The organism is Streptomyces sp. NPDC006372 (assembly GCF_040612515.1).
Taxonomy (GTDB): domain Bacteria; phylum Actinomycetota; class Actinomycetes; order Streptomycetales; family Streptomycetaceae; genus Streptomyces.
In genome coordinates, this window is the sequence record NZ_JBEXQJ010000061.1 from 23677 (window position 1) to 29676 (window position 6000).

The 6000-nt window shown below is 70.3% G+C and carries 8 protein-coding genes; 4 read left to right on the plus strand and 4 right to left on the minus strand.

From position 1 onward, the window contains the following. The first annotated feature begins 35 nt into the window (after positions 1–35). On the plus strand, positions 36–485 hold the full coding sequence (locus ABZ016_RS41445; RefSeq protein ID WP_356921958.1) for a nitroreductase family deazaflavin-dependent oxidoreductase: 450 nt from the start codon (positions 36–38) through the stop codon (positions 483–485). Between the two features lie 189 nt (positions 486–674). Here ABZ016_RS41445 and ABZ016_RS41450 read toward each other — a convergent pair whose 3' ends face one another. Beyond that, positions 675–1733: a cation diffusion facilitator family transporter gene (locus ABZ016_RS41450; RefSeq protein WP_356921959.1), complete on the minus strand. Its 1059-nt coding sequence runs from the start codon at positions 1731–1733 to the stop codon at positions 675–677. Here ABZ016_RS41450 and ABZ016_RS41455 point away from each other — a divergent pair. After that, complete coding sequence (locus ABZ016_RS41455) at positions 1732–2757, plus strand: glutathione S-transferase C-terminal domain-containing protein (RefSeq protein WP_356921960.1); 1026 nt, start codon at positions 1732–1734, stop codon at positions 2755–2757. The genes ABZ016_RS41450 and ABZ016_RS41455 overlap by 2 nt on opposite strands. 40 nt (positions 2758–2797) lie before the next feature. Further along, on the plus strand, positions 2798–3094 hold the full coding sequence (locus ABZ016_RS41460; RefSeq protein ID WP_356921961.1) for a DUF4235 domain-containing protein: 297 nt from the start codon (positions 2798–2800) through the stop codon (positions 3092–3094). A 62-nt stretch (positions 3095–3156) separates the two neighbouring features. Here the strand turns inward: ABZ016_RS41460 and ABZ016_RS41465 are convergent, their stop codons facing one another. The 3 genes from ABZ016_RS41465 to ABZ016_RS41475 all read right to left on the minus strand — a co-directional run bounded on the left by ABZ016_RS41465 (position 3157) and on the right by ABZ016_RS41475 (position 4597). Then, a complete protein-coding gene (locus tag ABZ016_RS41465; protein WP_356921962.1) occupies positions 3157–3612 on the minus strand; it encodes an Lrp/AsnC family transcriptional regulator in 456 nt (151 codons plus the stop codon). A 45-nt stretch (positions 3613–3657) separates the two neighbouring features. Continuing rightward, complete coding sequence (locus tag ABZ016_RS41470) at positions 3658–4050, minus strand: VOC family protein (protein WP_345664010.1); 393 nt, start codon at positions 4048–4050, stop codon at positions 3658–3660. 79 nt (positions 4051–4129) lie between these two features. Next, positions 4130–4597 (minus strand): pyridoxamine 5'-phosphate oxidase family protein, encoded by a 468-nt coding sequence (locus ABZ016_RS41475; RefSeq protein WP_356921963.1) that lies wholly within the window; start codon positions 4595–4597, stop codon positions 4130–4132. A gap of 308 nt (positions 4598–4905) precedes the next feature. On the opposite strand from ABZ016_RS41475, the gene ABZ016_RS41480 reads away from it, so the two are divergent. Beyond that, complete coding sequence (locus ABZ016_RS41480) at positions 4906–5937, plus strand: 7-epi-alpha-eudesmol synthase (RefSeq protein WP_356921964.1); 1032 nt, start codon at positions 4906–4908, stop codon at positions 5935–5937. The last annotated feature ends 63 nt before the right edge of the window (positions 5938–6000 follow it).

Sequence of the window (6000 nt, forward strand, 5' to 3'; positions counted from 1 at the left end):
CTGGACACGACGGACACGACGATGGGACGGATGCCATGCCTCTCGAGGGTGAGTACGAGCCCAGCCCGACGCAGTGGGTGCGCAGGCAGGTGGAGCTGTACGAGAGCTCCGGCGGTACGGAGGGGACGACCCTCCAGGGCTCGAAGATGCCGGTGGTGGTGCTGACCTCGCGCGGCGCCAAGAGCGGCAAGCTGCGCAAGACACCGGTGATGCGGGTGGAACACGAGGGGCGTTACGCCGTGGTCGCCTCCCTCGGCGGTGCACCGCAGCATCCCGTCTGGTACTTCAACCTCAAGGCCGACCCGCACGTGGAGCTCCAGGACGGCCCGGTCAAGCAGGACATGACCGCCCGTGAGATCACGGGCCAGGAGAAGACGGAGTGGTGGGAACGCGCCGTCGCGGCGTATCCGGCCTACGCCGACTACCAGAAGAAGACGGACCGGGAGATCCCGGTGTTCGTGCTGGAGCCGACCGAGGGCGGGTGACTATTCGGGGCGTTACGTCGGCCGGACCCCGGCTGATCGCCCCCTGGCCTCCCCCGACGGTGGGCTCCCCGGCAGCCGCAGGCCGGTGTCCGAGAGGCCGGTGTGCCAAGTTCCGGGGCAGTGGCCGGGGCGCCTGGGAAGTTTTTTCCTCGGGGGTGCATGAACCTCCGGCGGCGGGGCACGCGAAGGTCAGGCCCCGCCGCGTTCCCCCGTCGCGGCGGGGCTTTCTGCTGTCTCGCGCGCGGGGCGGTCGGTGACGTCGAGGAAGATCTGGTCGGCCTCGGGGACCGTGTGGGCGATGGAGCGCTTGATGCGGACGGCGACCTCCTCGACCCGCTCGCTGTCCAGGCCCGGCACCAGGTCCACCCGGGCCGCCACGAGGGCCGTGTCGAGCCCCGTCTTCATCGTGAAGAGAGCCTCCACGCTGTCGATCTCGGGCTGTGCCCGCAGCAGCGACCGGATCCGCCCGCTCGCCTCCGGGTCGGCGGCCTCACCGATCAGCTGGTCACGCGCGTCACGGCCCAGCCGGTAGGCGACGTAGACCAGCAGCCCGCCGATCGCGAGGGACGCTGCCGCCTCCCACACCACCTGGCCGGTGACCATGTGCAGCGCCATGCCCACCATGGCCAGCGTGACGCCGAGCACCGCCGTGCCGTCCTCGGCGACGACCGTGCGCAGCGCGGGGTCCCGCAGTCCGGCCCTGCCGCCCTGCCGGCGCACCTGGTACAGCGCGCGCAGCAGAGACGCGCCCTCCGCGAGGAGGGCGATGCCGAGCACGATCAGGCCGGCCACATAGCCGCTCAGTTCCTCCTCCGCTCCGTTGGCCAGGGCTTCGAAGCCCTGGAAGAAGGAGAAACAGCCGCCCATGACGAAGATCCCGACGGCCGCGAGGAGCGACCAGAAGAACCGCTCCTTGCCGTAGCCGAAGGGATGGCGCCGGTCGGCGGGGCGGCGGCTGCGGCGCAGGGCGGCCAGCAGGAACACCTCGTTCAGGCTGTCGGCCACCGAGTGGGCAGCCTCAGACAGCAGTGCGGGTGAACCCGCGAGCAATCCACCGACGGCCTTGGCGACCGCGATCACCAGGTTGGCTGCGAGGGCCACCAGCACGGTGACGCGTGTCCTGCGATCAGATCCTTCTTCAGTCACCTCCGCCGATTGCCCCGGTCGGCGGTGCTCACACCGTGCCGTCCGCGGAAAACGGGGAACGCGTTCACCAGGGCACACGTACGGCAAGGAGGTCACCCCCATGAGCCGCGACGACGGCGACGACGGCAACAGTGCCTACGGAAGGAGGGCGTTCAAGCGGTCCAAGGCGCATTTCACGGACCGGATCACGGCGGACGGCCGGGACGGCTGGCCGGTGGAGGCCGGCCGCTACCGTCTGGTCGTCAGCCGCGCCTGCCCGTGGGCGAGCCGGTCGCTGGTCTCCCGGCGGCTGCTCGGCCTGGAGGACGCGCTGTCCCTGGCCGTCGCCGACCCGATCCAGGACGACCGCAGCTGGCGCTTCACGCTGGACGAGGACGGCCGCGACCCGGTCCTCGGGATCCGCTATCTGGCGGAGGCCTACGACCGGCGGGAGAAGGACTGTCCGGGCGGTGTCAGTGTCCCGGCGGTCGTGGACGTGCCCAGCGGGAAGCTGGTCACCAACGACTACCAGCAGCTGACGCTCGATCTCGCGACCGAGTGGACGGCCCTGCACCGGGACGGGGCGCCCGACCTGTACCCGCGCGAGCACCGCGACGAGATCGACGAGGTGATGGCGGACGTCTACGAGGACGTCAACAACGGCGTGTACCGGGCCGGTTTCGCCACCGAGCAGGAGGAGTACGAGGCCGCCTGCGCGGGCGTGTTCCGGCGGCTCGAGCTGGTCGCGGGGCGGCTGGAACGGCAGCGGTACCTCGTCGGCGACACCATCACCGAGGCGGACATCCGGCTGTTCACCACGCTGGTCCGCTTCGACGCCGTCTACCACGGCCACTTCAAGTGCAACCGCTGGAAGCTGGCGGAGAACCGGGTGCTGTGGGGGTACGTCCGTGACCTGTACCAGACGCCCGGCTTCGGTGACACGGTCGACTTCGACCACATCAAGCGGCACTACTACCAGGTGCACACGGGCATCAACCCGACCCGCGTCGTGCCCCTGGGACCGGACCTGTCCGGCTGGCTCGCCCCGCACCACCGCGAGGAGCTGGGCGGCCGGCCGTTCGGCGACGGCACCCCACCCGGGCCGGTCCGCCCCGAGGAGCGGATCCAGGCCGCGGGCACCCCCTGACCACCGCGAGGCACCCCTCTCATCGACCTAGGAGATCCACGTGGCCAAGAAGAAGAAACTGCCCCTCGCCTACCAGCCCCTCGGGTTCGTGCTGGGCTGGTCGAGCGGCTGGCTGGCCGGGCTCGCCTTCCGCAAGACATGGATGGCGATCCGGCACGAGGAGGACGCCCCCGACGCCCTGGACCAGGACCGCGGCTGGGGAGAGATCCTGCTGGCCGCCGCGGTCCAGGGCGCCATCTTCGCCGTGGTGCGCAGCGCCGTGGACCGTGCGGGCGCCAAGGCCATCGAACGTTCGACCGGTACGTGGCCGGCCGGCGAGAAGGGCGGCCGCGACTGACGACGCGCCGGGGCCCGCCCGGCCGGTGCGGCGGGGCGGGCCCCGGGGGCACGGGCGCCCGCTCAGCTCACCTTGATCGTCTTCATGGTGAGATGGGACTCGAGACGCAGGACGGCGGGCAGTCCGCTGAGCTTTCCGGTCAGGAAGGCCTCGTAGGCGGTGTGGTCGGCCACGGCGACGCGGAGAAAGTAGTCGGGGCGCCCGTACATCCGCCGGAACTCGATGACCTCCTCGTAGGAGGCCACCGTGGTCTCGAACTCCTCGACCGTCCTGCGGTCCTGGGCGTAGATCTCGACGTCGATGAGCACTTCGAGCTCGCGGCCCAGCGCTCCGGGGTCGACGAGAGCCCGGTAGCCGGTGATGACGCCGGCCTCCTCCAGGCGCTTGACCCGGCGCAGACAGGGAGGCGGCGTCAGGCCCACCCGCTTGGCCAGCTCGACGTTCGACAGTCGGCCGTCCTGACGCAGATGAAACAAAATGTCCCGGTCGACGGCGTCCAGGCTGCTCTCGTTGCCCATACGGAGATCATAGGAGCACGTCCGGCAACCGGGCCGCCGTCGCCGTCAGCCCTGCTTGGGCGCGGTGGGTGGGGTGCGGCGCAGCGTGAAGGAGTGACCGGCCGGGTCGGCGTAGCCGCGCTCCTCCCAGGGGCCCGAGGCGTCCTTCGCCTCCAGGGGTCGTCCGCCGAGGCTGACGACCCGGCGTTCCACCGCGTCGAGGTCGTCCACCACGAACTCCAGATGCGCCTGGAGCGAGTTCTCGGGGCGGGGCCAGCTGGGCGGAGTGGCGTTGACGTCCCGGCGCAGTGCGATGCGGAAGCCGTCGGCGGTCCTGATCTCCACCCGGTTGGCGGTCGCGTCCGCCTCCTCCCCTTCCAGCAGTTCCTTGTAGAACACGGCGAGCTTCTCGGGCTCGGCACAGTCGAGCACCAGAACACCCGCATTCACCAGGGCCATGTCTCCTCCGCAGGATCCCGGCCGCGGGGCGGTGGTGCCCCGCGGCCCTGTACTTTGCGGATATCCCGGCCCGGCGAATTCAGTCGGCCGTCAACCACCTTCCGTCGCGCATGAGTTCGCGGCCGTCCAGTTCGTCGGCCTCCCGCCAGGCCTCCTGCACCCGGCGCGGTACGACGCGGAAGTAGAGGTACGGCGTGGACAGCCGGCGGGGGTCGAACCCGGTCTTGGCGGCGAAGAGTTCGGCGTCCTGCTCGGTCAGCTCGCCCGGCTGGACGGTCTCGACCGTGCCCTCGACGAGGACGACGTCACGGGTCGGCCCGATTCCGATGCGGGCCCGGCCGCTCGCGGCCAGATTCCGCCCGGTGGGACTCGACGCCGGGGTGGCGAACAACAGATAAGTGCCGTTCCAGAGGAAGGAGAGCGGAACGAGGTACGGCGTCCCCGACGCGCCGTCGGCCGTGGCGACCCAGGCGTCCACGTCGTGGTCCAGGCGGTGCAGGGTGTCTTTCTTGCGCTGCTCAGCGCTGCGTACGGGCGCGGACGTCATCGTCGGTGAACCTCCTGAAGCGTCGTCAGCGGACGTGCTCCAGTGTGACGTTCCGGGACGGCGGAGGCCTGGCGGACGGGCCGATGCCGGGTGAGGGAGGAGGAAGTATACGCAGCTCAAGCGCTTTCGGCAGTAACGGAGATCACGGCAGTGTTACGGAATGGCTGATTCGCGCCTTGGGCAGTCTCGTACCGCTTCTCGGTTCAAGGTTCGGACTGCGAAGCCGAGTTCGAGTGTGCGGGCGGTTCTGACGCCGTTCGTTCGCAGGGGCGGGGGGGCTCTGCGGTCCGTCTCCCGAAAGGAAGCACATGCCTCAGGACGTCCGGTTCGACCTCCCCTTCGACACCCCCGTCAGCGAGCATCTGGAGTACGCCCGGGCACGCCATCTGCGCTGGGTGTGGGAGATGCGCCTGGTCCACAGCCGGGACGGTTTCGAGGAGTACAAGTCCTGGGACCTGCCCCAGGCCGCCGCCCGCACCTACCCGCACGCGTCGGCGGACGACATGGTCACCCTGATGAACTGGTTCTCGCTGGCCTTCCTCTTCGACGACCAGTTCGATGCCGGCCGGCCCGATCGCGCCGACCGGATAGCCGAGGTCGCACGGGAGCTGATCGTCACTCCCCTGCGGCCGGCCGGAACTCCTCCCCGTGTGGTGTGCCCGATCACCCTCGCCTGGGCGGAGGTGTGGAAACACCTTTCGAATGGCATGTCCTTGACATGGAAGACGCGCTTCGCGGCCTCCTGGGGGCGGTTCCTGGAGGCGCACTGCGAGGAGGTCGACCTGGCCGCCCGGGGACTGGAGGGAACGCTGGGGCTCGACGAGTTCACCGAGTTCCGCCGCCGTACGGTCGGCATCCACCACAGCATCGACGCGGGCGAACGCAGCCGCGGCTTCGAGGTACCCGCTCAGGCGATGGCGCATCCGGTGATGGAGCGGATGCGTGACCTGGCCGCGGACACCATCGGGTTCATGAACGACATCCACTCCTTCGAACGGGAGAAGCGCCGAGGCGACGGCCACAACCTGATCGCGGTGCTGCGCCGGGAGCGGGGCTGCTCGTGGCAGGACGCCATCGACGAGGCGTACCGGATGACGATCGCCCGTCTCGACGAGTACCTCGAACTCCAGGAGCAGGTTCCGGGGATGTGCGACGAGCTCCGGCTCGACGAGGAGGAGCGGAACGGGGTGCGGCTGGGGGTGGAGGCGATCCAGCACTGGATCAACGGCAACTACGAGTGGGCGCTGACCAGCGGCCGTTACGCGGCGGCGAAGGAAGGCGCCGTGGCCACGGCCGAGCTGGCCGGACGGGGCTCGGTGGACGACCTGCTGACCATCTGACACGCCGGCGGTGCCCGGCCGGGGTCCGGACCCCGGCCGTACCCCGGCGGGGGCCGGCCGGGC

Excerpts from the sequence above, each read along its gene's own strand:
- ABZ016_RS41465 (WP_356921962.1), bottom strand. The coding sequence starts at position 3,612 with ATGGGCAACGAGAGCAGCCTGGACGCCGTCGACCGGGACATTTTGTTT.
- ABZ016_RS41470 (WP_345664010.1), bottom strand. The coding sequence starts at position 4,050 with ATGGCCCTGGTGAATGCGGGTGTTCTGGTGCTCGACTGTGCCGAGCCC.
- ABZ016_RS41475 (WP_356921963.1), bottom strand. The coding sequence starts at position 4,597 with ATGACGTCCGCGCCCGTACGCAGCGCTGAGCAGCGCAAGAAAGACACC.
- ABZ016_RS41445 (WP_356921958.1), top strand. The coding sequence starts at position 36 with ATGCCTCTCGAGGGTGAGTACGAGCCCAGCCCGACGCAGTGGGTGCGC.
- ABZ016_RS41480 (WP_356921964.1), top strand. The coding sequence starts at position 4,906 with ATGCCTCAGGACGTCCGGTTCGACCTCCCCTTCGACACCCCCGTCAGC.
- ABZ016_RS41450 (WP_356921959.1), bottom strand. The coding sequence starts at position 1,733 with ATGGGGGTGACCTCCTTGCCGTACGTGTGCCCTGGTGAACGCGTTCCC.
- ABZ016_RS41455 (WP_356921960.1), top strand. The coding sequence starts at position 1,732 with ATGAGCCGCGACGACGGCGACGACGGCAACAGTGCCTACGGAAGGAGG.